At 61.2% G+C, this 24,733-nt stretch carries 21 protein-coding genes; 5 read left to right on the top strand and 16 right to left on the bottom strand.

Translation table 11 applies throughout. The features are described from left to right. Position 1: 1 nt before the first annotated feature. The gene (gene modB, locus N911_RS0100410) at positions 2-649 is read right to left on the bottom strand and encodes a molybdate ABC transporter permease subunit (RefSeq protein WP_029893315.1); all 648 of its coding nucleotides are present in this window, start codon (positions 647-649) and stop codon (positions 2-4) included. A gap of 414 nt (positions 650-1,063) precedes the next feature. Here modB and N911_RS0100405 point away from each other — a divergent pair, with 414 nt between their 5' ends. After that, a complete protein-coding gene (locus N911_RS0100405) occupies positions 1,064-2,215 on the top strand; it encodes a TOBE domain-containing protein (protein WP_051693758.1) in 1,152 nt (383 codons plus the stop codon). An 84-nt stretch (positions 2,216-2,299) separates the two neighbouring features. Here the strand turns inward: N911_RS0100405 and N911_RS0100400 are convergent, their stop codons facing one another. The 6 genes from N911_RS0100400 to N911_RS0100375 all read right to left on the bottom strand — a co-directional run bounded on the left by N911_RS0100400 (position 2,300) and on the right by N911_RS0100375 (position 9,353). Beyond that, positions 2,300-2,992 carry an amino acid ABC transporter permease gene (locus N911_RS0100400; RefSeq protein WP_029893311.1) on the bottom strand — a complete coding sequence of 231 codons (693 nt, stop codon included), beginning with the start codon at positions 2,990-2,992 and terminating at the stop codon, positions 2,300-2,302. 9 nt (positions 2,993-3,001) lie between these two features. After that, positions 3,002-3,703, bottom strand: a complete 702-nt coding sequence (locus tag N911_RS0100395) for an amino acid ABC transporter permease (protein WP_029893310.1) — start codon at positions 3,701-3,703, stop codon at positions 3,002-3,004. A gap of 73 nt (positions 3,704-3,776) precedes the next feature. Further along, entirely contained in the window at positions 3,777-4,580 is an 804-nt protein-coding gene (locus N911_RS0100390) for an ABC transporter substrate-binding protein (protein ID WP_029893307.1), read from the bottom strand. Positions 4,581-4,614: 34 nt separating this feature from the next. Further along, positions 4,615-5,337, bottom strand: coding sequence for an amino acid ABC transporter ATP-binding protein (locus tag N911_RS0100385; RefSeq protein ID WP_029893305.1), 723 nt, complete (start codon positions 5,335-5,337; stop codon positions 4,615-4,617). Between the two features lie 247 nt (positions 5,338-5,584). After that, entirely contained in the window at positions 5,585-7,732 is a 2,148-nt protein-coding gene (locus tag N911_RS0100380) for a RelA/SpoT family protein (protein ID WP_029893303.1), read from the bottom strand. Positions 7,733-7,745: 13 nt separating this feature from the next. Then, positions 7,746-9,353, bottom strand: a complete 1,608-nt coding sequence (locus tag N911_RS0100375) for a peptide-binding protein (protein ID WP_051694277.1) — start codon at positions 9,351-9,353, stop codon at positions 7,746-7,748. Positions 9,354-9,562: 209 nt separating this feature from the next. On the opposite strand from N911_RS0100375, the gene N911_RS0100370 reads away from it, so the two are divergent. Next, on the top strand, positions 9,563-12,775 hold the full coding sequence (locus N911_RS0100370; protein ID WP_029893300.1) for a DEAD/DEAH box helicase: 3,213 nt from the start codon (positions 9,563-9,565) through the stop codon (positions 12,773-12,775). A 42-nt stretch (positions 12,776-12,817) separates the two neighbouring features. Here the strand turns inward: N911_RS0100370 and ssb are convergent, their stop codons facing one another. The 8 genes from ssb to N911_RS0100330 all read right to left on the bottom strand — a co-directional run bounded on the left by ssb (position 12,818) and on the right by N911_RS0100330 (position 22,539). Further along, positions 12,818-13,366 (bottom strand): single-stranded DNA-binding protein, encoded by a 549-nt coding sequence (gene ssb, locus N911_RS0100365; RefSeq protein ID WP_029893298.1) that lies wholly within the window; start codon positions 13,364-13,366, stop codon positions 12,818-12,820. 46 nt (positions 13,367-13,412) lie between these two features. Next, entirely contained in the window at positions 13,413-13,757 is a 345-nt protein-coding gene (locus N911_RS0100360) for a hypothetical protein (RefSeq protein WP_029893296.1), read from the bottom strand. Positions 13,758-13,765: 8 nt separating this feature from the next. Next, the gene (locus N911_RS0100355) at positions 13,766-16,321 is read right to left on the bottom strand and encodes a cyclic nucleotide-binding domain-containing protein (protein WP_035104165.1); all 2,556 of its coding nucleotides are present in this window, start codon (positions 16,319-16,321) and stop codon (positions 13,766-13,768) included. A gap of 149 nt (positions 16,322-16,470) precedes the next feature. Further along, a complete protein-coding gene (locus tag N911_RS0100350; protein WP_029893292.1) occupies positions 16,471-17,118 on the bottom strand; it encodes a hypothetical protein in 648 nt (215 codons plus the stop codon). Positions 17,119-17,128: 10 nt separating this feature from the next. Beyond that, entirely contained in the window at positions 17,129-19,393 is a 2,265-nt protein-coding gene (locus N911_RS0100345; protein ID WP_029893290.1) for a carboxyl transferase domain-containing protein, read from the bottom strand. A gap of 11 nt (positions 19,394-19,404) precedes the next feature. Next, complete coding sequence (locus N911_RS0100340; protein WP_029893288.1) at positions 19,405-20,823, bottom strand: biotin carboxylase N-terminal domain-containing protein; 1,419 nt, start codon at positions 20,821-20,823, stop codon at positions 19,405-19,407. Between the two features lie 224 nt (positions 20,824-21,047). Further along, the gene (locus N911_RS0100335) at positions 21,048-21,794 is read right to left on the bottom strand and encodes an OmpA/MotB family protein (RefSeq protein WP_029893286.1); all 747 of its coding nucleotides are present in this window, start codon (positions 21,792-21,794) and stop codon (positions 21,048-21,050) included. Then, entirely contained in the window at positions 21,784-22,539 is a 756-nt protein-coding gene (locus tag N911_RS0100330) for a motility protein A (protein ID WP_029893284.1), read from the bottom strand. Before N911_RS0100330 ends, N911_RS0100335 begins: the two co-directional genes overlap by 11 nt. A 113-nt stretch (positions 22,540-22,652) precedes the next feature. Here N911_RS0100330 and N911_RS0100325 point away from each other — a divergent pair, with 113 nt between their 5' ends. From N911_RS0100325 to N911_RS0100315, 3 genes are all read left to right on the top strand, one after another. Next, positions 22,653-23,474: a purine-nucleoside phosphorylase gene (locus N911_RS0100325; RefSeq protein ID WP_029893282.1), complete on the top strand. Its 822-nt coding sequence runs from the start codon at positions 22,653-22,655 to the stop codon at positions 23,472-23,474. Positions 23,475-23,582: 108 nt separating this feature from the next. Further along, positions 23,583-24,236, top strand: a complete 654-nt coding sequence (locus tag N911_RS17225) for a FlgO family outer membrane protein (protein WP_051693757.1) — start codon at positions 23,583-23,585, stop codon at positions 24,234-24,236. Between the two features lie 106 nt (positions 24,237-24,342). Next, positions 24,343-24,552: a cold shock domain-containing protein gene (locus N911_RS0100315; RefSeq protein ID WP_029893278.1), complete on the top strand. Its 210-nt coding sequence runs from the start codon at positions 24,343-24,345 to the stop codon at positions 24,550-24,552. Here the strand turns inward: N911_RS0100315 and N911_RS18375 are convergent. Then, on the bottom strand, positions 24,536-24,733 hold a 198-nt coding region (locus N911_RS18375), incomplete at its 5' end, for a tautomerase family protein (RefSeq protein WP_035104162.1). The two genes, N911_RS0100315 and N911_RS18375, sit on opposite strands and share 17 nt — an antisense overlap.

Here is a 24,733-nt window from a genome sequence, read left to right as displayed (position 1 = left end):
CCTAGCGGTTTGTGTACTTGGGTTGCAAAAGGCGGCTGGTGGCCCAGAGAATGACAATGCACAGCAGGCTGATGACAAGGACGAGGCTATTGGCCAGAAGGTCGTTGCCAGCCTGCACCGCTGAATAAACCGCCAGCGAAAGGGTCTGGGTTCGGCCGGGCAGGTTTCCGGCCACCATGAGTGTGGCTCCGAACTCCCCCATGGCCCGGGCGAAGGCCAGCATGCCCCCTGCCAGCACGCCGGGCAGGGCCAGGGGGAGGGAAACACGGAGAAACACGGCCAATTCCCCCTGTCCCAGGGTTCGGGCCGCGTTCTCGTATTCCCTCGCCACGCTCTCAAGGGCCGCCCTGGCTGACTTAAAGACCAGGGGTAACGCCACCACGGTGGAGGCCAGAACGGCTCCCCACCAAGTGAACATGAGGGTTATGCCGAGCGTCTCCTGGAGCCACCCACCCAGAAGGCTCCGTCTGCCGATGAGAACCAGCAGATAGTAACCCAGTACGGTGGGTGGCATGACCATGGGCAGGGTGAATACGGCGTCCAACAGGTCTCGGCCTGGAAAGCGCCACTTGGTGAGCGCGTACGCGGCGGCCACGCCGAGGAACAGGGAAAGAAAGGTCGCCAGCCCGGCCACCTTCAGAGTGAGCATCAGGGGATGAAGAAACCGTTCCCATTCAGGGCCTAAATCCACGTCGTCTCTCCGGCGTTTTCATGTATCGGCCACCGGGCGCCTGCATGTGCGCGGCGAGCCTCTTGCTGGATCAAAAATCAGGAAGTGTGCCGATTGCTGGTAATGTATTGATATCAGCCTGATAACCAGTAATAACCATTACCTGGCAACTGAGATTCTTCAAAAAAGCACGGTTTGATTGTCATACTTGTTTGAAGAATGTCCATTTTCCGGGAATACAATCACCAAAAGAGTACATCACGTGATATGTGGACACGAAATGCAACGGAAGCGTTTGCCACCATGCGCCCTTTTTTCTCACTCTTGAACGGTCTTTCGTGATTCCGAACGAAAAGCCTTTCATGACGAGAACAAAACGGCTATGGAGCGATCATGGATTTGCGCTCATTGGATCTGGATCAATACAGTCGGGATGATTTGGGACTTCTCAGGGAGCGCATCGACATTCTTCTTTCAAACAAAGGTTCGCGGCAACGCCGCGACGCATCCAACGCCTGCCGCCTCTTCACTGTGGCGGACGGGGTTCGCTGGCTCGATGCACGGCAGCTTGAGCAATTACGTCACTCTTTCGCCAATTGGATGGAAGAAGCCCGGGACGGGCGGACTAGGCAGTCACGAGAACGGGTATTCCTCGCATTTCTTATACTGCGTTTCACCGGAGCCCGATTGGGAGAAGTACTGGCGCTCAACGAGCGTGAGCACATCGACTACCAACGCGGCATGGTCCTGATCCCCGATGGGGACAATGTTCGTGAAGTACCAGTTCCGCCGGAGGTCACTGGTTTGATAAGGGACTTCTGCGTCAAGTACGGCTGGGCGATTTCCGAGAAAAATGCCGGGGAGCGGATTTTCGATCTGGACCAGGGATTCCTTCGACGCAAATTTTCCGACCAGGTGGAGCGATGCGATATACCGCGTGAACTGCTCAACCCCAGAGTGCTGAGAAACTCCCGGGCCATAGAACTCTTGCAAGGGGGCATGCCTATGCGCGCGGTTCAGTCGCTTCTGGGCCATTCGCGCACGGACTACACGGCCAATTTCGTGACCATGACGGAATCCGACCTGCGGCACGTCATTCAGAACCACTGCGCACGGGAATTCGAAATGGAAACCAGCGCCAGAAACACCTTTCAAGCAACGGTCACGGGGTACACCGGCAACGATGTGGTCTGCGAGGTCAGGCTCCGTACCGATTCCGGCTACGAAATCGCCAGCCTCATCACAGAGCACAGCAGAAAGAAGCTAGGACTGGAGGAAGGCAGGCACGCCGTGGCCTTGGTCAAGGCCACCTGGGTGATCCTGGAAAAATGGGGACATGGGGAAACTGGCGCCGGGACAAATGCTTTCCCCGGTGTGGTCGAGGACATCGCAAGCGATGGGGTGGCCGCAGAAGTGAGTGGGCGGCTGGATGACGGGACAGGAGTGTGCGCCCTGATCACGGAGGAATGCAGGCGCGAAATCGGCTTCGACCGGGGAGACTCGTTTCTTTTCCGTTTTCAGCCCGCCTCCGTCATCTTGAGCTGACCCCCCCCGTTCATAGAAAACGAAAAAGCCCGCGGCCTGATCAGGCCGCGGGCTTTTTCGTTGGCGAGTCGTCGGGTGCTCGGCCTAGCCCGGCCCCTGGCCGCGCGCCAGCCTGCGCTCCAGGCGGCGGCTGAGTGAGGTCAGCACGTAGCAGATGATGAAGTACAGCACGGCGATAGCGATAAAAATCTCGGTAGGCGCGTTCATGGTGCGATTGTTTACCTGCGTGGCCGCGCGGGTGAGCTCGTTGACGCCGATGATGTAGGCCAGGGAGGTGTCCTTGGTCAGGGAGACGAACTGATTGACGAAGCTGGGAATCATGTTCCGCAGGGCCTGAGGAAGGATAACGAACGTCATGGCCTGCACGTGGGACAGGCCGGTGGAGCGGGCGGCTTCCATCTGCCCGCGTGGCAGGGCCAGCACGCCCGCACGGACAATTTCCGCGATGTAGGCCCCGGTGAAGACGATGAAGGCGACGAGGGCGCTCTCCGCCTCCGGCAAGGTTCTACCCAGGGCGATGGGGGCCAGGAAGTAGAACCAAAAAATGAGCATAAGAAGCGGTGTGCCGCGAATTACCTCAATGTAGACGGTGGCCGGATACCGTAGCATTCGCAAGTGGGACAGCCGCATGAGCCCCGCTCCCAACCCCAGCCAGAAAGCGCCGAATATGCCGCCCAGGGCCAGCATGATGGACATGGCCAACCCGCCCAGAGGCCCATCGGGATAGGCTCCCCAGAGAAAATAATCAAGGTTGTTCCAGACGACTTCCCAATGCACGGGACGCTCCTAGTACTGCACCTGGCGCATGAAATACTTGTTGTACTGGGTGATGAGGAACGAGACCACCAGCGAAATGCAGATGTAGATCAGGGTGGCCACAGTGAACGCCTCGAACCCATGGAACGTGTAGGACTCGATCTGCCGCGCCATATAGGTCAGTTCCATGACTCCAATGGTCATGACCAGGGAGGAGTTCTTGATGAGGTTGAGGAACTGGCTGATGAGCGGCGGGATGATGATGCGGAAGGCCTGGGGCAGAATGACGTAGGACATGGCCTGGATGAATGACAGGCCGCAGGCCCGCGAGGCCTCCAACTGCGTCTTTGGGATGGAGTTCACACCGGAGCGGATTTCCTCGGCGATGAAGGCCGAGGTGTAGACCGAAAGAGCGATGACGCCCGAGGCGAACTCGAAATTGTGGTCGTAGAGCCATTCGTTCACAACATTGGGCAAAATGGAGTACGAGCCGAAATACCAAAAGAAAATCTGGACCAGAAGCGGTGTGTTGCGGAAGAACTCGGTGAAGGCCAGGGCGATCCACTGCAGGGGCTTGAAATGGGTCATGCGGAACACGGCCACTAGAGTGCCCAGCAGCATGGCGAACACGATGGAGACGGATGAAATCTGGAGGGTCTTGATCAGACCTTCCACGATCCACTGACCGTATTCCCCCGTGAGGACGAGTTCCCAATTGAATTCGTAGTTCACGCGCCGCTCCTGGCAAAGATGAGGGGACGCCCAGGGGGCGTCCCCTCACGATTTCATTCGGTGAGACCCGGCCTTACATGGGCCAGGTGGTCATCTCCCAGCCCTGGGGCTCGGTGTCGAACCACTTCTTGTAGAGCTCGTGGTATTCGCCGGAGTTCCACATCTCGACCAGGGACTTGTTGATGAAGTCGCGCAGGTTGGACTGGTTCTCGGGCACGCCGATGCCGTAGGGTTCGGCGGAGAAGTAGGGGCCGACGATGGCCCAGTTGTCGGGATTGTCGTCGCTCATCTTCAGACCGGCCAGGATGCCGGAGTCGGTGGTCACGGCATGAACCTTGCCCTGCTTCAAGGCGAGGAAAGCCTGGGGATACTCGTCATAGGAGATGACCTTGGCCTCGGGCTGGGCCTGGGAGATGTTCTTCTCGGAAGTGGAGCCCTTGACGGTGCCCACCCGCTTGCCGGCCAGGTCGTCGGTGGACTGGATGCCGGAATCCTTCTTCACCAGAAGCTTCTGGCCGTCCATGAAGTAGGTGATGGAGAAGTCAATGACGTCGTCACGGGAAAACTTGTGGGTCATGGTGGCGGCGGCCACGTCGATGGAACCCTGGGTCAGCATCGGGATGCGGGTGGCGGAGGTGACGGTCTTGTACTCCACGTCCACACCCAGTTTGTCCGCGAACTTCTTGCAGATGTCCACGTCGAAGCCGTCCAGTTGGTTGGTGTCCTCGTTGACGAAGCCGAACAGGTAGACCGAGTCTTTGACCCCGCAGATCAGGGTTCCGCGGTCTTTAATGTTCTGCAACCTGTCGGCCGAGGCCACGGCGGCCAGTCCGACGACCAGCAGTGCGGCGATGAAGATGGTGGTGATTCTGCGCATGGCGATCCTCCTCTCGTTGAAGGTGGTGGCCGTCCTACAAGATTTCCTTGAGGAAAGCCTTGGTCCGCTCGTGGCGTGGATTGCTGAAGAACTCATGCGGCGCGGCCTGCTCGATGATTTCTCCGGAATCCATGAAGGTGACGCGATCGGCCACCTCCCGGGCGAAGCCCATTTCGTGTGTCACGCAGAGCATGGTCATGCCCTCGCGGGCAAGGCTCTTCATGACGTTGAGCACTTCGTTGATCATCTCCGGGTCAAGGGCGGAGGTAGGCTCGTCGAACAGCATGATCTTGGGCCGCATGGCCAGGGCGCGGGCGATGGCCACCCGCTGCTGCTGCCCGCCGGAAAGCTCGGCCGGGTACTTGTGCGCCTGGTCGTGGATGCCCACCCGCTCCAGAAGGTCCATGCCGGTCTTTTCCGCCTGGGCCCTGGGCTCTTTCTTGACCTTGGTGGGAGCCAGGGTGACGTTGCGCAACACAGACAGGTGCGGATAGAGGTTGAACTGCTGAAAAACGATGCCGATCTCGGTGCGCAGGGTATTGAGGTTGACGTCGGGGTCCTTGACGTCCTTGCCCTCGATGAGGACGTGGCCGCGCTGGTAGTCCTCCAGGCGGTTGATGCAGCGGATGAGAGTGGACTTGCCGGACCCGGAGGGACCGCAGATGACCATCACCTCGCCGCGCTCCACCGTATCGGTGATATCCTTGAGAACGTGGAACTCGCCGAACCACTTGTTCAACGACTTGATTTCGATCATCGGCGCCATGGTCTGGAATCCTTCGTGGCGTTGAGCGCTGGATTTCCGTTCCCCCCGAACGGAGCAAGCCTTTGTACCCGATTCAGTTCACGTGTCAAGAATGAGACCGTTGGGTGACGGCAACGAGCCGTTTTTTCCCTTTTTCGTGCAAAAATCGTCAGCGTTCTTTTCCGAGGACGGACAGAGTGGTCCGTCCTCCTTGCCACAATCCCGCATGGGGCCGTCCCTAAGGCCTCTCGGCGTCGCTTCAAGCCAGGACCATGCGCGACACGTCCAACACTTGGTCGAGGGCGGAGAGGCGGTCGATGGTCTCGTAGAGATGCGCGCGGTCTCGAACCTCCACCTTGAAAACGATGTCCGATGTGTTGTCCTCGTTGGAGAGGAAGGTGCCGGAGTCGATATTCACACCCTGCTGGGCCAGGATATCCGCGATCTGGGCCAGCACACCCTGGAGATTGCGGGCCTTGATGGATATCTTTGCAGGATATGGCTTGTCCTCCTCCCCCTCCCAGGCGATGGGCATGACCCGCTCGGCCTCGAAGTTCTTGACGTTGGGGCAGTCCGCGGTATGCACCGTGACGCCCTTGCCTCGGGAGATGTAGCCCACGATGGGCTCGCCCGGCAGAGGGTCGCAGCACTGGGCGTAGCGAACCAGCACGTCGTCCACGCCCTTGATGCGGACCTTGTCGGATGAGGGGCGCTGCCTGGCCTCCTCCTGGGTCGGCTGCGGCTGCTGCTCGGGCTCAGGCTCCGTGTTCTTGGGAAGCAGCCGGTTAAGCACCTTCTTGGGGGTCAGCCTGGAGTAGCCAACCGCAGACAGCAGGTCGTCCACAGTCTTGTAGGAATACTCCTCGGCCACGGGCTGCAGGTCGCCGGACTGCAGCACCTTGTTGAAATTGATGCCCAACCTTCGGCCCTCTTTCTCCAGCATCTCCTTGGCCAGCGCGATGGAACGTTCCCGTTCCTCGGTGCGCAGGAAATGCTTGATGCGGGAGATGGCCTTGCCTGTCTTGACGAACTCCAGCCAGTCGCGGCTGGGATGGCGGGAGGTGTTGGTGATGATCTCCACCGTGTCGCCATTCTTGAGCTTGGTGGAAAGCGGGGAGAGCTTGCCGTTGACCTTGGCCCCGGAACAGTGGTCGCCCACCTCGGAGTGGATGAGATAGGCGAAATCCACCGGAGTGGCGCCCTCGGGAAGCTCCTTCACGTCACCTCGCGGGGTGAACACGTAGACCTCGTCGGAGAACAGGTCGAACCGCAGGGACGACATGAACTCCTTGGGGTCCTTGGTCTCCTTCTGCCAGTCCACGATCTCGCGAAGCCAGGTGAACTTCTCCAGGTCCTTGGTCTTCATGCCCTTGCCGGATTCCTTGTACTGCCAGTGGGCGGCCACACCGAATTCGGCCATGCGGTGCATTTCCTCGGTGCGGATCTGTATCTCCACCCGCTCGCCGTCCGGCCCGATGACCGTGGTGTGCAGGCTCTGGTACATGTTGGCCTTGGGCATGGATATGTAGTCCTTGAACTTGCCCGGAACGGGCCGCCAGGTGGCGTGGACAAGCCCGAGGACGGCATAGCAGTCCTTGATGGAGTGGACGATGACCCGGAAGGCGATGAGATCGTAGACCTGATCGAAGGTCAGCCCCTGCTGGAGCATCTTGTTGTAGATGCTATAGAGATGCTTGGTCCTGCCCTGCACCCTCCCTTCGATCTGGTTCGTCTTGAGCATGTCCTCCAGCAGGGAGGTCAGCTTGTCCACATACTCCTTGCCCACGGTCTGGTGCTGCTCGACGCTGCGCTTGAGCTGCTTGGCCGCCTCCGGCTTGAGGTAGTGCAGGCACAGGTCCTCCAGTTCCCGCTTGACGCGATACAGTCCGAGCCGGTTGGCCAGCGGGGCGTATATCTCCATGGTCTCCTGGGACACGGCACGCTGCTTCTCGGGGCGCATGTGCTCCAGGGTGCGCATGTTGTGCAACCGGTCGGCCAGCTTGACCATAAGCACGCGGATGTCCTCGGACATGGCCACGATCATCTTGCGGATGTTCTCCGCCTGGGCGTCCTCCTTGGACTCGAAGACCATCCTGGAAATTTTGGTCACGCCCTCGACGATGTGGGCCACGTCGTTGCCGAACTTCTTGCGGACTTCCCCGATGGTGACTTTGGTGTCCTCCACGGTGTCGTGCAGAAGCGCGGCGGCGATGGATGCCTCGTCAAGACGCATGTCAGCCAGTATGTCGGCCACGGAAAGGGGGTGGGACAGGTACGGCTCGCCGGAAAGACGCGTCTGCCCCTCGTGGGCCGAGGCGGAAAAGACGTAGGCCTTCTGGATGAGGGCCAGGTCGGCTTCGGGCAGATAACCGGATATCTTGTCGATGATCTCGTTGATGCGGATCATGGCGTGGCGCGCTCTATCTGGTTCTGGCGAATCGCTGCATGGATTGGGGCACCCACCAGCGCTCGAAGTTGTACGTAATCCCCGCCGGAGCCGGTTCGATGTTCTGGAACCGGGAGTGAACCGCGGGCAGACTGTACGGCACGTAGAGAAAGCAGTACGGCTGGTCCTCGTGGAGTATCTCTTGAACCCGGTCGTATATCCTTTTCCTCTCGGCCTGGTCCAGGGTGTGCCGGCCCTCCACCAGCAATTCGTCCAGTTCCGCGTTTGCGTAAAAGGTGTGGTTCAGGCCGTCCGGGGAATGTTGGGAGGAATGCCAGACGGCGTGTATGTCTGGGTCCTGGAGGATATTCCAGCCAAGCAGAATGGTGTCGAAGTTGCCCTTGTTGACGAACTCCTTGATGAAGGCGGCCCACTCCACTGTGCGCACCTCAACCCGAATGCCTATCTCCCCCAGGCGGTGCTGGATGATCTGGGCGGTCTTGATACGCTGGGAGTTGCCTTGGTTGGTTAGGATGGTGAAGGCGAAGGGACGGCCATCCTTGTCCAGCAACCCGTCGCCATCGCGGTCGCGCCAGCCCGCCTCTGCCAGCATTTCCAGCGCCCTGTCCGGATCGTACCCGTATGGTTCAAGCTTCTCGTTGTAGACCCAGGTGCCCGGTTTGTAAGGCCCCATGGCCGGCTTGCCCAGCCCGAAAAGAACGCCCTTGACCAGTTCCTTTTTGTCGATGGCGTAGGTCAGGGCTTGCCGTACCCGCTTGTCCTGGAACATCTCTCTGCGCAGATTGTAGCCAAGGTACGTGTAGCCGAAGGAGAGATGCTTGTACTTGCTAAAATCCCTCTCCCACTTGGGGCCGTCCGTCTGAAAAAGATACTGCTTGGGCGTGAGGCCCATGAAGTCGAGGTTTCCCGCCTTCAGTTCCATGAATTGGGTTCCCAAGTCCGGAATGACCTTGTAGATGGTCTGATCCAGGTAGGGACGGCCAAGGAAATAGTCCGGGTTCGCCTCCAGCACCAAGCGGCTCCCCGCGGTCCACGAATCGAGCGTATATGCGCCAGCGCCTACCGGTTTTCGGGAGAACTCGGTGGCCATGAGGTCCTCCCCTTCCAGCAGGTGCTTGGGCATGATGTCCTGCGCCCAGGAAACGAGGGCGCGGGCATAGACCTTGTCATATGTCACCTCGAAGGAGTAAGGTCCCGTGCGCGTGAACTTCGAGACGGCCTTGAAATCATCACCGTAGGCGGTGGGCGTCTCCGGGTCTATGAGCAAACGGTAGGTGAACTCCACGTCGCGCGCCGTGAGGGGACGGCCGTCGGCCCAACGAATGTCTTTGCGCAGGGTGAAGCGCAACTTCCTGCCATCGTCCAGCACCTCATAGGACTCGGCCGCCCAGGGGACGAGTTCGATGTTTTTGTCGTAGCGCAGCAGGCCCACAAAGATGTGCGAAGCCACCTCATGAGAAGACGCGTCCGTGGCCAAAAACGGGATGAGGTTGGACGGCTCGCCGAGGGTCGGTTGCACGAGCCGGCCACCGTACTGGGGCTCCGACGGCAACGAGGAAGGCTGATCGGCCCGCGTGGCGGACCGTTCAGGCTCATCGGAACATCCGGCGGCGAGAAGCATGCAGAAAAGCAGGAAAACGTGAAGGAATGACTTTGGCAACAAGGCTGTCCATTGGCTTGCCGGGGTGGAAAAATGTTCACCCCCAGCTTGAAAGGGCCGGTAATTTTGATTAGATGATACTGATCTTTCCCGCGGCTGCCAATACGCGCACGGCATGGGCCGCCCGCGCCCCCCTGCCTGCCACCGCGGAGAGTTAAAGGCTGCCATTCATGTCCCAGGACGAGACCCGAGCCGGCGAAATCCTCGACGGATTCATCAACGACACCATCCCTGAGTACATCCTGGAGGGTTCCCAGTCCATCCTTGAAAGCGGCGGTGTCCGCAAGCTCTCCCTGAACAAGCGGGAGAACTTCTGGGATATCGACGCCCAGGTTCAGGGTGACGACTTCCAGAGCTACTCCGCTGAGATAGGCCTCAACCTGGCCGACGGGACGGTGACGTTTTTCTGTAACTGCCCGGACCAGTTCTCCGGCGTCTGCAAGCATGTCGGGGCCGGCGCTCTCAAGCTCCTCAAGAGCCTCGGCGAGAGCGGCAAGGGTGAAGAGCCGGTCAAGCCGCGCGCCGACTGGAGGCAGAGTTTTCGCGGATTCTTCGCCTCGGAGCACGAGCCCGAACCGGGCCGCCACTACATCGTCTACCGCTTCTACCCCGAGCCCGACCGCCTTCAGGTGGCCTTTTTCCGCGCCCGGCAGAACAAATCAGGCCTCTCCCAGGTGCAGAACGAAGTCACCCTGGAGCAGATCGTCAAAAACCCCGGCTGGTGCGACGCTTCGCCCCAGTTGGCGGACGTGGCCCAGCAGATCGGCGCTTACCTTGACTACATGGGCCACCGAGTGGAGCTGCCGCCCGGGCTTGTCACCTGGTTCCTGTGGGCAATCAAGGACGAATACTACCTTTTTCTACGCGATACGGAACAGCCCGTACGGGTGCAGCGCAAGACCATGCGGCTACGGCTCACCCCCATCATGGACGAGGAAGAGGGGCTGCGCTTCGATATCATGCTCGGCGCCGAGGGAAAGCCCCCCTTCTCCATCAAAGGCTCGGAACTGTATTTCTACGGGCAGCTTCCCCTGTGGGTTCTGCGCAAGGGAACCTTCTACCCCGTTCAAACGGGGCTCTCCTCCAGCCTGATCAAGGAAATTATCGACCAGGATCCGGTGGTGCCCCACGCGGACATCTCGGAGTTTTTGGACCGCGTCTGGACGCAGCTCCCCTCCTCGGACATCCATGGTCAGGAGGTATTTCTGGAGCGCATGGCCCCCATCTTCGTTCCCGCCCAATACAACCCCAAGCTGTTCCTGGACGAAGAAGGCAGCCTGCTCACCCTGCAAATCCAGAACGTCTACGAAACCGAGCACACGGAAGTCGTCCTGCCCGGCCCCAACCCGGACCTGCAAACCGGCAGCTATGCCTTCGAGGGCAAATCCTACCTCCTGCGGCGCGACCAGCAGGCCGAATCCGAACTCATCACCCTGCTGCAGGACATGAATTTCCAGGCGCGAAACAACGCCAACTGGTTCCTGGAGCCCGAGGAAGCCATCGCCTTCCTGCTGGACGCCTACCCCAAACTGGTTGAAACCTATCGCGTCTACGGCGAGCAGAACCTCAGCCGCTACAAGGTGCGGCTCTCCAAACCCGTTGTCACCGCCGAAATCGAAACCGAGGACGAGGACAACGCCTGGTTCAACCTGGACCTCTCGGTGGACTACGACGGCCAGAAGGTGCCCATCGACAAGATCTGGAAAGCCTGGACCGAGGGCAAACGCTACGTCCAGCTCAAGGACGGCTCCTACACCTCCCTGCCCGAATCCTGGCTGGAGAAGCTCTCCGACAAGCTGCGGGCCATGGGCTACGACCCGGACAAGCCGCCCAAGAACACCTTCAAGCAATACGAGGTCCCGGTTCTGGACAAGCTCGTCGAAGACCTCGACGAGGTGCACACCGACTCCTTCTGGAACTCCCTTCGAGATAAAATCCACAATTTCAAACAGATCGAGCCTGTCAAAACGCCCAAAAACCTCAACGCCACTCTCCGCCCCTACCAGACGCAGGGGCTTTCCTACCTCAACTTCCTGCGCCAGTATGGTTTCGGCGGCGTTTTGGCCGACGAAATGGGCCTGGGCAAGACCGTACAGACCCTCTCCTTTTTGCAGCACCTCAAGGAAAACAAGATGGAGGGCCCAAGCCTGATCGTGGTGCCCACCTCGGTGCTGCCCAACTGGCAGCGGGAATGCGAAAAATTCGTACCGGAAATGAAGGCTCTCATGGTCTATGGGGCGCGGCGCGAGGGCATGTTCAAGGAGATTGGCTCCTCTGACGTGGTGCTGACCACCTACGCCCTGCTCCGGCGCGACCTCGACGAGTTGCAGAAACACGAGTTCAGCGCCATTGTTCTGGACGAGGCGCAGAACATCAAGAACCCCAACACCATCACCGCACGCTCGGTGCGTAAGCTCAGCGGCAAGGTGCGCATCTGCCTCTCCGGCACCCCCATCGAGAATAACCTCTTCGAGTTGTGGAGCCTGTTCGAGTTCCTCATGCCGGGCTTTTTGGGCTCACAGCACGCCTTCCAGCGGAGCATCGTCAAGCCGATCAAGGACGGGGACGAGGACACCCTGAACTACCTTCGCGGTCGGGTGAAGCCCTTCATCCTGCGGCGCACCAAGTCCGAGGTGGCCAAGGACCTGCCGCCCAAGGTGGAGACCACTCATTATTGCGCGCTGTCCGCCGAGCAAATGGAGCTCTACGCCTCGCTGGCCAAAAAGCTGAAGGATCAGGTCATGGCCACGGTGGACGAAAAGGGCATGGCCAAGTCCCAGATGTCCATCCTGGACGCGCTGCTCAAGCTGCGGCAAATCTGCTGCCACCCCAGACTGCTCAAGCTTGACATGCCGGGCGTCTCCACCAACCTGCCCTCGGGCAAGTTCGACGCCTTCAAGGACCTCGTCACCGAGGTCATCGAGGAAGGCCACAAAGTGCTGGTCTTCTCCCAGTTCGTTCAGATGTTGCACATCATCCGCAGTTGGCTGTCCATCAACAAGATTCCTTTCTCCTACCTCGACGGCGCCTCCAAGGACCGCTTCGAGCAGGTGGAACGGTTCAACTCCGATCCTGACATCCCCATCTTCCTCATCTCGCTCAAGGCGGGCGGCACCGGCCTGAACCTGACCAGCGCCGACTACGTCATCCACTACGATCCGTGGTGGAATCCGGCGGTGGAATCCCAGGCCACGGACCGAACCCACCGCATCGGCCAGACCCGCCAAGTTTTTTCTTACAAGATGATCTGCCAGAACACGGTGGAAGAGAAGATCCTCAAACTGCAGGAACAGAAGAAAGGAATCGCCGACGCCATCATCCCGGGCCAGGACTCCTGGAAGTCCCTCACCCGCGACGACCTGGAAATGCTCTTCGAAATCTAGGCAAGAAAGCCGCCTTTTTTATCGTCGTGACGGGCAACTATTTTAAAAGGGCACGTCATCCATGCCCGAGGCCTCAGAGGGGAAGGCCGGACCGAGATCTTCTTCTTCCGAGGGGCCCTGCTGGCGTCCGCCGCCCTGGCCTCCGCCTTGGCCGCCTCCCTGACCGCCACGCTGTTGACCACCCCAGCCGCCTTGGCCGCCGTTCTGGGGCTGTTCCTGCCAACCGCCGCCCTGCTGGCGCTGCGAGCGGGTCTCAAGGGCCTGGATAGTACCCCGCATGTCCACCACGATCTCCGTGGTGTAGCGATCGTTACCGTCGCGGTCCTGCCACTTGCGGGTGCGCAGGCTGCCCTCCACGTACACCAGGGCTCCCTTGTTCAAGTAGTTGGCCACGAACTCCGCCGACTTGCCGAAGATGGCCAGACGGTGCCACTCCGTGCGTTCCTGTCGCTCGCCCGTCTGGCGGTCCTTGAACGATTCGTCCGTGGCCATGTTCACGTTGACCACGGGAGTCCCCGAAGGAAGATACTGCAATTGGGGATCGGCTCCGAAACGGCCGATGAGCATGACTTTGTTGAGGCTGCCAGCCATGATGTTCTCCTTGTGCTAATTGCCCGAAAGCGGGCGAGCCAACCTATCAGGAGGTCAGCCGGTTTTCCAGTTCCCCGAGGGCATCCTCGATCCGCGTGGTCAGCTTTTCCGCCTCGGTCGCGTTCCAGTCGCCCAGGGCCAGGTCCAGCAACTGCCGCAGATGAGCGACGCGCGGCAGTTCCTCGTTCAATATTTTCTTCACATCCTTGTCCAGTTCACCGAACTCGGCAATATCGCGCAACTGCTCAACAAGTTCCAACACGCCCAGACGCTCATGGCTCTGGTAGCGGTCCCCGGGCCAGGCGATGTCGTAGAGGATGGGCCAGGCGCGCTGGACCTCGTCCGGATTGAAGGTGGAGACTGAGACGCGGACTTGCAGGTACTTGCCCATGACCTCTCCTATTTCACGAGATCGCGGATTTTTGCGTTGGCCTCGGCCACCCGGCTGGAAAGCCGGTTCACAACGAAACGGTGGACGACCGAGACGAGATGGGGATTTTGCTCCTGCATGACATCCAGCCTGTGCTGGGACAGCCTGTAGAGCACGCAGTCCTCGGCAGCCAGGACCGATGCGGAGCGCGGAGCATCAGTATAGATTCCCATTTCTCCGAAGATCGTGCCTGGCCGCATCTTGGCCAAGCGCAGAATCTTGTGCCCCTCCAGTTCAAGCTGGATGTTCACCATGCCAGATTCGATGAAGTACATGGAGTCCGACGGGTCGCCCTGGCGAAAGACAAAGGTGCCCTTATCCACCGCCACACGCTCCAGTTGGTCGACGAACTCCGGAACGAGTCCAGGCTCCGGGAAAACGTTGACAAGGATGTCGTGGATGGACTTCTCGCGAAGGGCCAGGGCATCGTTGGCTTCCAGAATGCGGTCCTCGCACCATTCCAACGCGAAGTCCGAATCCATGAACGTTCGCGATGAGCCGTCGGGATCATTGAGCGTGAATCCGCTCTCCTCCAACTGCCGTTCGACTTCGAAGGGCAGCGAGGCGAAAATGAGCGTGACCCGGTTGTTCCCGGCCAGATGTTTGAGTTTGCGTAGGCCGTTGGATACAGCCGAGTCCAGGCCGTTTACCAGTCTGAAGTCGAGAATGGCGTACCGTAGCGGATGGCGCTCCGGATCGTTGATGCGGTCCCTGAGCTGCCGGATAATGGTTTGTGTTGTGCCCAGGAAAATGAACCCCTGCAGCCGCAAAATGTGAATTGCGTCGCCCTTCTCGCGCAAGATTCCCAGTTGCGATGGCGCGCGGTCCACGTTGGAGCGGTTGTTGGCCCCGGAGAGCGCGAACTTGACCACATCCACCCTGCCGTAGCGCGAGACAAGGATCATCATGGCCAAGGCTGCGCCCACGGCAACACCCATAAGCGCCCCGAGAGTCACGGTGAGCACCGCGATGAGCAGCAGCACGCCCCAGTCGTCCTTGCGGGTAAACACCGCCCAGGTATCGACGAGCCAGTGGGCCACCAGCCGCAGCCCGAGGAAAACAAGGACCGCCCCCGGCACGAAGCGTGGAATGTACGGCAAGGCGGCCCCGGCGTAGACCATGGCTCCGGCCAGAAGCAGTCCCGTGACCAACGCGGCCAGCGGGCCGCCCGCCCCGGTGCGCATGGCGCCCAAGGAGCGGCTTCGGGAAATATTAACGGGCATGGCACCCAGCACACCGCAGAGCATGTCCGTACGGCCGAGATGCTTGAACTCCGTATCCAGGCCATAGTCTCCGTTGGTCTCGCTATCGAGCTCCGAGACCTTGAGCATGGCCGTGGCCAGCACAAGCCCGGCCACAGCCAGGATATAGCCGGAGCAGTCCGCCACAACATCCCAGCGCACCTGGGAAAGAAACGGCTCGGTGTAGACTTTCCAGAACGGGGTGAAGGGAGCCGCGGCGAACGTCCACCCCTCCTTGGCGGCCTCTGGGAGCGGTGTCGCCCAAATGTGGACAGCAACGGCGCCACCAGCCAGAACGACGAGGAACAGCAGTGGCAGAGCGGCCGGATGACGAACCTTTCGGCTGACGAGAAAGAGCGCCAAGCCCAGGCCAAGTCCGGGAAGCCAGTTGACGCAAGCGTCCCAGCCAAGAAGCATGCCCATGTCGCCGAAGCAGTCCATGGTGCCGGCCATCCAGCTCACCGAGCGCAAAACGACCAGGACTCCAATGCCCGCCAGCAGGCCGCCAATTACCTGGTGCGGGATGAAGCGGATCCACCTGCCCATGCCCATGGAGCCCACGAACAGCAACAGCATGCCAGTGACGAAGGCGGCCAGGGCAACGGACACGGCCATGGTGGGGAACATGGCTTCGGCGGTGTAGAGTCCACTCATGCTCCGGTGAATGTGTCCGACCATGAAGGCGGTCATGGCGGTGGCGGCGGTTGCCGGGACAGCCAGTCCGAAGGGAATGTGCGAGGTCAAACCGTAGATGATCGCACCGGCCGCGCCGCCCAGGAAAACCATGGTCAACCCGTGGGCGAAATCTCCGGGAAGGACAATGCCGCCAAAAACCAGCACAGCGAAGGAAAGAATAAGGATGGACGAAATGAAAGCGTTGGCCAAGCCTGCCAGCAGGTTGCCACCGAGGCCGCCTTGCAGGAGAGAAGGCCTGTCAAGGGTTTCCGGCTCCCCTACCCCGGAAATGGCGATGGCCGGTCCCGCGGGGCGATCTTCGTCCTGGAACGAGGGTGTGGGCTCTGTGGAGAGATCTATGCCCCGCCCGTGGGAACTGAAAGGTTCGTCGGCCCTTGCGGGCTTCGCCTGTTTCAGGGGCTCGGCCGCCGCCGCGCCCTCGGCTAGGGGGTCAGAGGGGGGCTGTGCCGGCTGGAGCCGCGGGAGGCCTTCCTCAGGAGGGAGAATCGAGACGTCGTGCCCGCAGCGTGGACAGGCTACCTCGCGGCCGACGTACTTGTCAGGGACCTCCTTCCGCAACCCGCAGGACCGGCAATGAAATACGGCCACTCCGAAAACACCCCTTTGCTTCTCCCCGAACCCGCCAAGCGGCGCAATCCGAAGTGGTGGAGCGGAAATGCCGTGTCACACTACACCAAGTGGAAACACGAAAGCAATCCACGGCTTGCGCGCCCTTCAGGCGACTGAGGCGGCGAGGCCTACTCCTCCTCCCACTCGCTGCGGACGCGGTTGACCACGTCCTGAATCTGCCCGAGCTGGTCCGATGGGCAGACGCCAATGAGGGGATCGCCGGGATCCTTGTTCTCTCCCAGATGGAAGAACACCGCGTAGATCTTGCCTTCGGGCCCCTTGTAATGAAGCAACGTCTCGCGCTTCATGCGCGACATAATAAACAACTCCATGCCATCGCGCACTTCCACACTGCGCTTGCCCGAGGACTTCATCTTCTTGTCCACTTCCGGCACGAAGTAATACTTGGCGCGCTCCGGCGCCGTAAAGAGATGCAGTGTTTTTTTGAGGATGATGTCGATTACTTCTTTGGAAGTCAGGTAATGGCGTACGGTGGCAAGCTTGGTTCCGGCCTCCACGAACTTGCCCTGCAGGTCCAGCTCCACCGTTTCCAACACGCCGCTCTCGGGGGAGCGGATGGGCTTGGAATTGCGCTCGCGCTCCATTGAAGCGATGAGCGTCCCGGGCTTTTCGCCCCAGTTGCCGTGCGGCCCCCGCACATCGGCTCCGCTCTCCGTAAGCGCGAAATCCACCGTGCCGGTGTGGGGAGCATTGATATCGATGAGAATGTAGGGGGAGGCCTTGATCTCCTCCAGCAGTTCCTTGACGTTGATCACCCCGGACTCCCTAGCGGAAATAAAGGTTGCGGCCGCCCATGGTCAGCAGGGCCTGATAGAGATTCTTTCTGGCCTCGCGCCGGTCCCAGATGCCCTGGATGTGGCCCCGCGATAGGGCCTGATGGGCCTGATGGTAGTCGGGCGGAATGTCCACGCCGGTGGTTTCCTTGATGACGCCGGGCCCTGCGAAACCGATGTTGGCCGAGCGAATGGAGAACTGATACGGCGAGCAGCCCAGGAAACTGGCCACGGGACCGGCGTAGGAATTGGTGTCGTAGAGCACCAAGTACAATCCGCCGTCCTCAATGTAACGCTGCACCGCCTGGGTGCAGCGAGGCATCTGGATGACGCCGTTGGTGCCTTCCTGAATGCGTATGCCAGCCGTGCCATGCACATAGGCCAGCAAGGGGTAGTGTTTCTTCTTGGCCCGCTCCACGGCCCGGATGAACTTTTCCCCCTCGGCCGCGCCCACAGAGCCGCCACGGAAGGGGGCGGCCAGCATGGCCACAACCAGGGCCACACCCTCGATGCGGGCTTCAAAGGTCATGCAGGCGCTTTTCAGGCCGGTCTTGTTCTTGGCCTGCTCGATCTTCTGGTCCAGTCCTTCGTAGCCGAGCGGGTTGCCTGACTCGAGATGGCCGTTGAACTCGAAGACGCTTCCTTCGTCAAACAGGTTGTAGAGATACCACTGGTACTCCATTGGGAAGTGGTGGCCGCAGTAGCCGCACACGCCGGCGTACTCTCCGAACAGGTCGGGCGCCCAGAGATCCAGGCAGCCGCTTTCCTGCGCCTTGGGGCAGGTCACTGTCCTGTCCTCCTTGGAGCGCGGGGAGGCATAGGCCCACTTGCCCTTGGCCCTGCTCTCCTCGTCCTCCCAGGTGGACAGTTGGGTCAGGTTCTTCTGGGTTTCGGGGTCGAGGCCGTTTTCAGTCTCGTTGCCCAGCCAGCGGGAAAGCCCTTTGAACGGACGGCCGATCTTGTCGCGAACCAGGATGAGTTCGGCCTCGACCTCCTCCCACATGCGGGCCAGTTTTTTGCGCCGCTTGCCCAGGAATTCGTAGCGGAAATAGGAGTTGATCGACCAGGAGAGCTGCTGCCCCTTGGCGTAGACCTTCTGCCAGACGCCGCCCTTGTCTTGAAAGGCTTCCTGGGCCATGCGGCGGAAGCGCTGATGGCGTTTGTCCACCAGATTGTCCCTGGCCCGGGAGGAGAGCGTCCAGCGCACGAAAACGGCGTCCGACTCTGGGTCGCGGCCGGAACGCCGCTTCAGCGCCATGGAACGGAAGAACTTCATTCCCTTGACGCGCAGCACCACCTGGTTCGTGGCCTGGATCATCTCGGCGCGGAGGGTCTTGTAAAAGTCGTAGTGATCTGCCCGGGCTCCCAGCGGCGGCTCCCCGATGACCCGGTCTACGTAGCCCATTTCCTTGTTGTCGCGAGCCGTTATCTTCAGCTGGCGGGCGCACTTTTCGATGAGTTCCGGCGGCACGCGTTGCCCCTGGCGGGTCTTGGCCTCAATGGCCGCCGCGCCTTCGGGAGAGATGACCGAGTAGTAGCCGTGGGAGAGCATCAGCCTGGTGTCGGCCATGCCGATGGCCTCCGCGCCGCCCGAGCCGCCCTCGGAAATCACGGCTACCACAGGCACTCGCAGCTTTGACATCTCATAGAGGTTGCGGGCGATCTGCTGGGCCGCGCCGGGGTAGTCCTCGATGGGATAGGACCCGGGAGTGAAAATGTAGCTGTGGATGGGGATGTTCTCGATCTCGGCGACCTTCATGTAGTGCAGCGCCTTGGCGTTGCCCCAGGGCTTGACCGAGCCGCCGTTGCGGAACTCCTGGCCGTGCCCCTTCTCCTGCCCGATGACCATGACAGGCTGGTTGATGACTTTCTTCCCCACCCGCCTTGTGACGTAGGCGCGGGCGATGAGCATGGAGGGGTCAATGGAATATTCGTCCTGCCCGCCGATCTCGGTGTAGTTGTCGTAGACGTTTTCGAGAATGTCCTTGAGGCAGATGCGCTGGGGATGCCGGACGATGCGCACCCTGTCCATGGGCGTCAGCTCCTCGTCCAGCTTGGTCTCCAGGTAGTCGAACATCTCCTCAAGCTGGGCCAGCTTGCGGACCTGTTCGGAAACGGAGTGCTCCGCCGGGGATTCGACGTATTCCTTGAGGCGCGCCTCAAGGACCTTGATGTTGTCACTTTTCTTGCCCGCGAAGATGTCGCGGATGTAGTCCAGGCGCTCCTGGAGCTTGCGTACGCGTATATCCAGTTCCATGGATCGGCTCGCTAGAATTCCAACAGGTGTTCCGTCTTTTCGCGCAGAAAAGCGACGTTGGAGCGCAGGCTTCCGCCTGATTCGTCCCGGCCCTCGAGCACGAGGCTGTCGAGGAACTCGCGGCCTCGCTTCTTGGCCTGCTCCAGGTCGTCGCCCCGCACGATGGCCAGGGCCAGGTTGGGGTCGAACTCCGTGGGGATGACGTACTCCCTGTCACGGGGCACGTGGGTCAGGACGGACAGCCAGGGGGCGTCGCGCCAGTCAAAGCGGTTGATGGTCCCGACCCAAGGGGTGAAGCGGTTGTCCGGGTCCTCGGCAATGAGGCGGTACTCGATGCTCACCCCGTTGAAGCCGATGTCCTCCTGGCCGTATCCCAGCGGTTCGCCCAGGGCCACCCGGACCTGTTCCTTGATGAGGTCCACCGGGCCCTCGCCCTTGATGGCGGAGATGGCTCCGGAGATGCCGTTCTCCACCTGGATGCGGGTATTGACCTCCATGAGGAAGGGCTCGCCCTTGGGGGTGACGATCCACTCCCAGGTGCCCACGGAGTTGTACCCCACTTCGGCCGCCAGGTTCAGGGAGTGGCGGGTGATATCCTCCAGTACGCGACCGGCGTCGAAAGCGTAGGCCAGTTCGTCCGGGGCGAACCCCGGAGCCACCTCGACCCGCTTTTGCCGCCCGGTGGACTGAATCGAGCAGTTGCGGGTGCCGAAATGGACGTGGCGCTGGCCGGTGGCCTCACCCAGGACCTGGACCTCAAGGTGATTGAAATCGAAGATGCGTTGCTCGATGAGCACGCCGGAGTCGTGGAACTGCCGCTTGGCGTAATTGCGCAGCCGCCGGTAGACCGACCGGAACAGGTCCATGCGGTCGATCTCCTCGATGCCCATGCCACCGCCACCGGCCGATGCCTTGAGCAGCACCACGGCGTCCTCCAGGCCCTGCTCCGCCTGGAAGGCGAAGAGGCTCTCGGCGATCTCCTCGGCTTCCATCTCGTCGTACACGGGGCGGTCGGAGCCGGGCACCGTGGGCACGCCAATACGTCGGGCAAGACGCTTGGTGTTGATCTTGTCGCCCAACTCGCGGATCACCCGCCAGGAGGGACCGATCCACAACAAGGGACGATCGCGCCGCACCACTCTGCGGGCGAAGCGGAAGTCCTCGGCGAAGAAGCCGTATCCCGGATGCACCGCGGTGGCCCCTGAATGATCGGCCACGGCCAGCAACTCATTGGCGTCATGATAAGAGGCCACCTGGTAGGCCGCCTTGTCCCCGCCATGTTTCACGGCGTGGGTGACATGGCCGGAATGCCGGTCTTCCGCGGTATACACGCACACGAACTCCAACCCCAGCTTGCGGCAGGCGTTGATGATGCGGATGGCGATTTCGCCGCGGTTGGCCACCAGGACCTTGTGCTTTCTCGCGCTCACGCGTTCCTACTCCTTGGCGGGCGGACGCGGATAAAGGAAGAGCCGGGGGAAGCCCTTCCCCTGGCGGATGACTCGATCTGTATTTCCGCCCGTTTCAGGCGGTTTCTTCCCTCTACCGGTCCGCAAGCGTTCTCGAAGCCGCTCGAACAGGTTTCCTCGAACCCCGGCCGTGCGGCAAACAGGCCTTTTGTAACGCCCCCGGCCATTTGTCAAGCAAACTAAGTCTAGCTGACAATGCGCTCCAGGACAAATTCCACACGCCGGTTCTTGGACCTGTTCTGCGGCGTGTTGTTGGGGAACAGCGGCTCCAGGTCCGCCAAGCCGGTGGCCGTCATGCGGTTGGGCGAAATGCCGAGTGAGACCAGGAATCGCAACACGTTGACGGCCCGCATGGCGGAAAGCTCCCAGTTGTCTCGAAACCGCGACCCCGGTCCCGGGGGAACGTCGTCCGTGTACCCCTTGATATTGATGGTCTGGTCGGCGTGTTTGATGAAAAAGGATTTCAGGCGGGCCACCACCTCCTTGCCTCGCGGCTGGAGTTGGGCGCTGCCGGAAGCGAACAGAACCTCGGAGGGCAGACGCAATGTGATTTTTCCTTTGTCGAGCTTGGCGGAAACCACGCCTTCCAGCCCCTTGGTGGACTGGAGATACCTCACTTCCTGGTACACCTTCCGCTGCGCCTGCTCAATGCTACGGCGCAACTCGATCTGCTCCACCAAAGTGGAGGCCTCGCGCGAGGTGATACGCGAGGTGGCGATCTCGGCTCCCTCTCCGGTCAGTGCCTTTTTAATGGCGGTAAAGGAATCGGTGAACTCGGTCTGGTCGATCGTCGACAGGGAAAAAAGCAGCACGAAGAAGGCCAGCAGCAGCGTGACCATGTCCGCGTAGGTTACAAGCCAGTTGCCCGCCTTGCCTTGCGGCTCTTCCTCTTCCTCTATTTCCAGACCGAGCTCTTCGTCTTCATCTTTCATATTTGCGCTCCCGTGGAGCGATGAATGACGACAGCTTCTCGTAGACCAGCCGCGGGTTGTTGTTCTCCAGGATGGACTTGGCGCCCTCGAAGATGATCTCAAGGTGGAGGATTTCCTGCATGGTGCGCGCGTGGAGCTTGCCGGCGATGGGCAGGAAGATGAGCGTGGCCATAAGGGAGCCATAGAAGGTAGTCAGCAGGGCCACGGCCATGGCCGGTCCGAGCGACTTGGGGTCGTCCAGCCTTGACAGCATCTGCACCAGGCCGATGAGAGTCCCGATCATGCCGAAGGACGGCGAGTAGGCAGCCAGCCCACGGAACACGTCCTGGCCGACCTTGTGCCGCCTTTTCATGGAGGTGATCTCGATGCGCAGGGTGTCGCGGATCATGGAGGGGTCGGCGTTGTCCGCGATGAGCTGGCAGGACTTCTTGAGAACCGCGTTCTCCGTCTGGATGTTCTCCAAGGCCAGCAGGCCCTCGCGGCGGGAGATCTCCGCCACCTTGACCATGATGTCCACCACCTCGCGGGGCCGGACCTTGCGGGAGGCGAAGATCTTCACCCCGGCGTAGAACGCCTGAATGACCTCCTCGAAGGGAAAGGCCACGGAGATGGCGGCCAGAGTGCCGCCGACGACGATCATGATACCGGGGATATTGATGAATGTGGAGATGGTGCCACCCAGAAAGATGGCGCCGATGACCATGGTCAGGCCGACGATGAGGCCGAGTAGGGTCGCGATATCCATGCAGTTCGCCTTTCGTCTGCACGCGCGCTTGACAAGCGACGCACGGTGGCTGACAACCCGTCCACAACGTCATCCCCCTGAACCGCGTGGACCCAACCGAAGTCGTTTTGTATATGCAAACCCCCGATAAAGTCCAGCATGCCGCCAGCATAATCATTTCAAGGCTTGGGAAGCCGGATGCCGGGGCCGTGGGCGTGGTGCTCGGCACCGGGCTCGGCGAATGGGCCGCTCGCCTGGAGCGTGACACCCTGCCCTACTCCGATATCCCGGGATTCCCCGCCTCAACTGTGCAGAGCCACGGCGGGGAGATGCTGGCCGGTGCTATTGGCGGCAGGCGGGTCTACTGCCTGTCCGGCCGCTTCCATCTCTACGAGGGGTACGACTCGTCCGAAGTGACCATCGGGGTCCGTGCCCTGGCCAGGGCCGGAGTAAACCGCTTCATCCTGACCAACGCCGCCGGCGCCCTGAATCCGCTTTTCTCCCCCGGGTCCCTCATGGTCCTTACCGACCACATCAACCATACCGGCTTCTCCCCCCTGCGTGGCCCCAACGTGGACGAATGGGGGCCGCGCTTCCCCGACATGTGCAGTGTCTACAGCCCCTCGATGCGACGTGCCGCACTGGACGCGGCCCGTGACATCGGCCTGCGCCTGGAGCGCGGCGTCTACATCCAGGTTCCCGGCCCCCAGATGGAAACCCCAGCCGAAACGCGGGCCTACCGTATGCTGGGAGCGGACGCCATTGGCATGTCCACCGCCCTGGAGGCCATCGCCCTGCACCACATGGGCGTGGAAATCCTGGGGCTCTCCTGCCTGACCAATCGCAACCTACCCGATTGCATGGAGCCCGCGCCCATCGACCAAGTCGTCGCGCGGGCCCGCGCCGCCGGGGACGACTTGGCCGCCCTGCTGGAAAACCTCATCCCGCGCCTGTAGCCCATCCTTCGGCTCCAGGGCATCGTTCTTGCTTCCCCGCCTTCGGGATAAACTTTTTCCGCCCCCGTCCGATGAGACGGATACGGAACCTTAAGCCGGGGAAGACTCATGCGCATCGCATTCATTTTGCTGACCGTCGCCCTGCTGTGCGGCGGATGCGTCAAAACCATAGAGGATCTGCAGCACCTCAACCGCCTCAACGAGAAAAAGGACCAGTGCGAGGTCTCCACCTGCGTACTGCGTGCCAACCGCCAAGCGGCCGGAGAACTGGCCGACACGCTCTATGCCAGGGAGATCCCCCCGGACGCCAGGATACTGGTCAGCACCTTCGTGGACATCGATTCCCTTGGCACCACCTCGACCCTGGGCCGGGTCATCTCCGAACAGCTCATGGCCGAGCTCGCCAGAGAGGGGCTGTCCCCGGTGGAACTCAAGGAGCGGGGAACGAAAATCGCCATGCGTCCGGGCGAGGGGGAATTCTCCCTGGCCCGTTCCGCCTCGGATATCATCGCCAAAAGCCCCAACGGCTACGCCGTGCTCAGCGGGACGTACTCAGTGGGGCTGGACTCGGTGGCCGTAAGCGCCCGCGTGGTGCGCGCCTCGGACGAGGTCGTGCTGGCCGGCGTGGCCTACGAAATGCCCGCCAGCCCCCAAGTTCTGGCCCTGGCGGGAATCCCCTACCGCCCCGGTCCGGGCTCAGGCGTGCGCCCCAGGGTGGCCACCTCCCTCTCCCCTCCGGGGCTGGCCGCGACCTCTCCCTGACCCAGGCCTTTTCCGGTCAGGGCTCCATGCCGCGAGCGGGAGGTCTTGCCGAGCCGTCACGGTCCTGCTAGTCTTTAACTGGCACATCTAGCCCTGGAGCGCCCCAATGGAACGTCGCGGCCTGGTGACGTGGTTCGACGAAATCAAGGGATTCGGCTTCGTCAAGGACGACGAGGACGGGCAGGAAGTATTCGTCCACTTCGACGCCATCGAGCGCGAGGGATTCCGCACGCTCACCCAGGGGGAAGAGGTTCGTTACACGCGCACCGGGGAAGGCGGCGGCCCCAAGGCGGACTGGGTCAAACCTCTGGACTGACCGGCTGCTTGCAGTACACCCGGAACCGCCCGATGGGCGAGTCCATGACCATGCAGACCGCTTCGGCCACCTCCCGCGCCAGTGACTCCGTCCCGCCGGCCTCCTCCGGCCGCAGGTGAATGAGCGGGGGAGCCGGACGGCAATCGGTCAAGTCCAGACACAAGGCGTAATTCAGCGCCCC

It is taken from the genome of Desulfohalovibrio reitneri (assembly GCF_000711295.1).
Lineage (GTDB): Bacteria > Desulfobacterota > Desulfovibrionia > Desulfovibrionales > Desulfovibrionaceae > Desulfohalovibrio > Desulfohalovibrio reitneri.
This window is presented reverse-complemented; position numbering and strand designations above follow the sequence as displayed.

Excerpts from the sequence above, each read along its gene's own strand:
- modB (WP_029893315.1), bottom strand. The coding sequence starts at position 649 with ATGCTCACTCTGAAGGTGGCCGGGCTGGCGACCTTTCTTTCCCTGTTC.
- N911_RS0100405 (WP_051693758.1), top strand. The coding sequence starts at position 1,064 with ATGGATTTGCGCTCATTGGATCTGGATCAATACAGTCGGGATGATTTG.
- N911_RS0100390 (WP_029893307.1), bottom strand. The coding sequence starts at position 4,580 with ATGCGCAGAATCACCACCATCTTCATCGCCGCACTGCTGGTCGTCGGA.
- N911_RS0100385 (WP_029893305.1), bottom strand. The coding sequence starts at position 5,337 with ATGATCGAAATCAAGTCGTTGAACAAGTGGTTCGGCGAGTTCCACGTT.
- N911_RS0100380 (WP_029893303.1), bottom strand. The coding sequence starts at position 7,732 with ATGATCCGCATCAACGAGATCATCGACAAGATATCCGGTTATCTGCCC.
- N911_RS0100375 (WP_051694277.1), bottom strand. The coding sequence starts at position 9,353 with ATGCTTCTCGCCGCCGGATGTTCCGATGAGCCTGAACGGTCCGCCACG.
- N911_RS0100370 (WP_029893300.1), top strand. The coding sequence starts at position 9,563 with ATGTCCCAGGACGAGACCCGAGCCGGCGAAATCCTCGACGGATTCATC.
- ssb (WP_029893298.1), bottom strand. The coding sequence starts at position 13,366 with ATGGCTGGCAGCCTCAACAAAGTCATGCTCATCGGCCGTTTCGGAGCC.
- N911_RS0100360 (WP_029893296.1), bottom strand. The coding sequence starts at position 13,757 with ATGGGCAAGTACCTGCAAGTCCGCGTCTCAGTCTCCACCTTCAATCCG.
- N911_RS0100345 (WP_029893290.1), bottom strand. The coding sequence starts at position 19,393 with ATGGAACTGGATATACGCGTACGCAAGCTCCAGGAGCGCCTGGACTAC.
- N911_RS0100335 (WP_029893286.1), bottom strand. The coding sequence starts at position 21,794 with ATGAAAGATGAAGACGAAGAGCTCGGTCTGGAAATAGAGGAAGAGGAA.
- N911_RS0100330 (WP_029893284.1), bottom strand. The coding sequence starts at position 22,539 with ATGGATATCGCGACCCTACTCGGCCTCATCGTCGGCCTGACCATGGTC.
- N911_RS0100325 (WP_029893282.1), top strand. The coding sequence starts at position 22,653 with ATGCAAACCCCCGATAAAGTCCAGCATGCCGCCAGCATAATCATTTCA.
- N911_RS17225 (WP_051693757.1), top strand. The coding sequence starts at position 23,583 with ATGCGCATCGCATTCATTTTGCTGACCGTCGCCCTGCTGTGCGGCGGA.
- N911_RS0100315 (WP_029893278.1), top strand. The coding sequence starts at position 24,343 with ATGGAACGTCGCGGCCTGGTGACGTGGTTCGACGAAATCAAGGGATTC.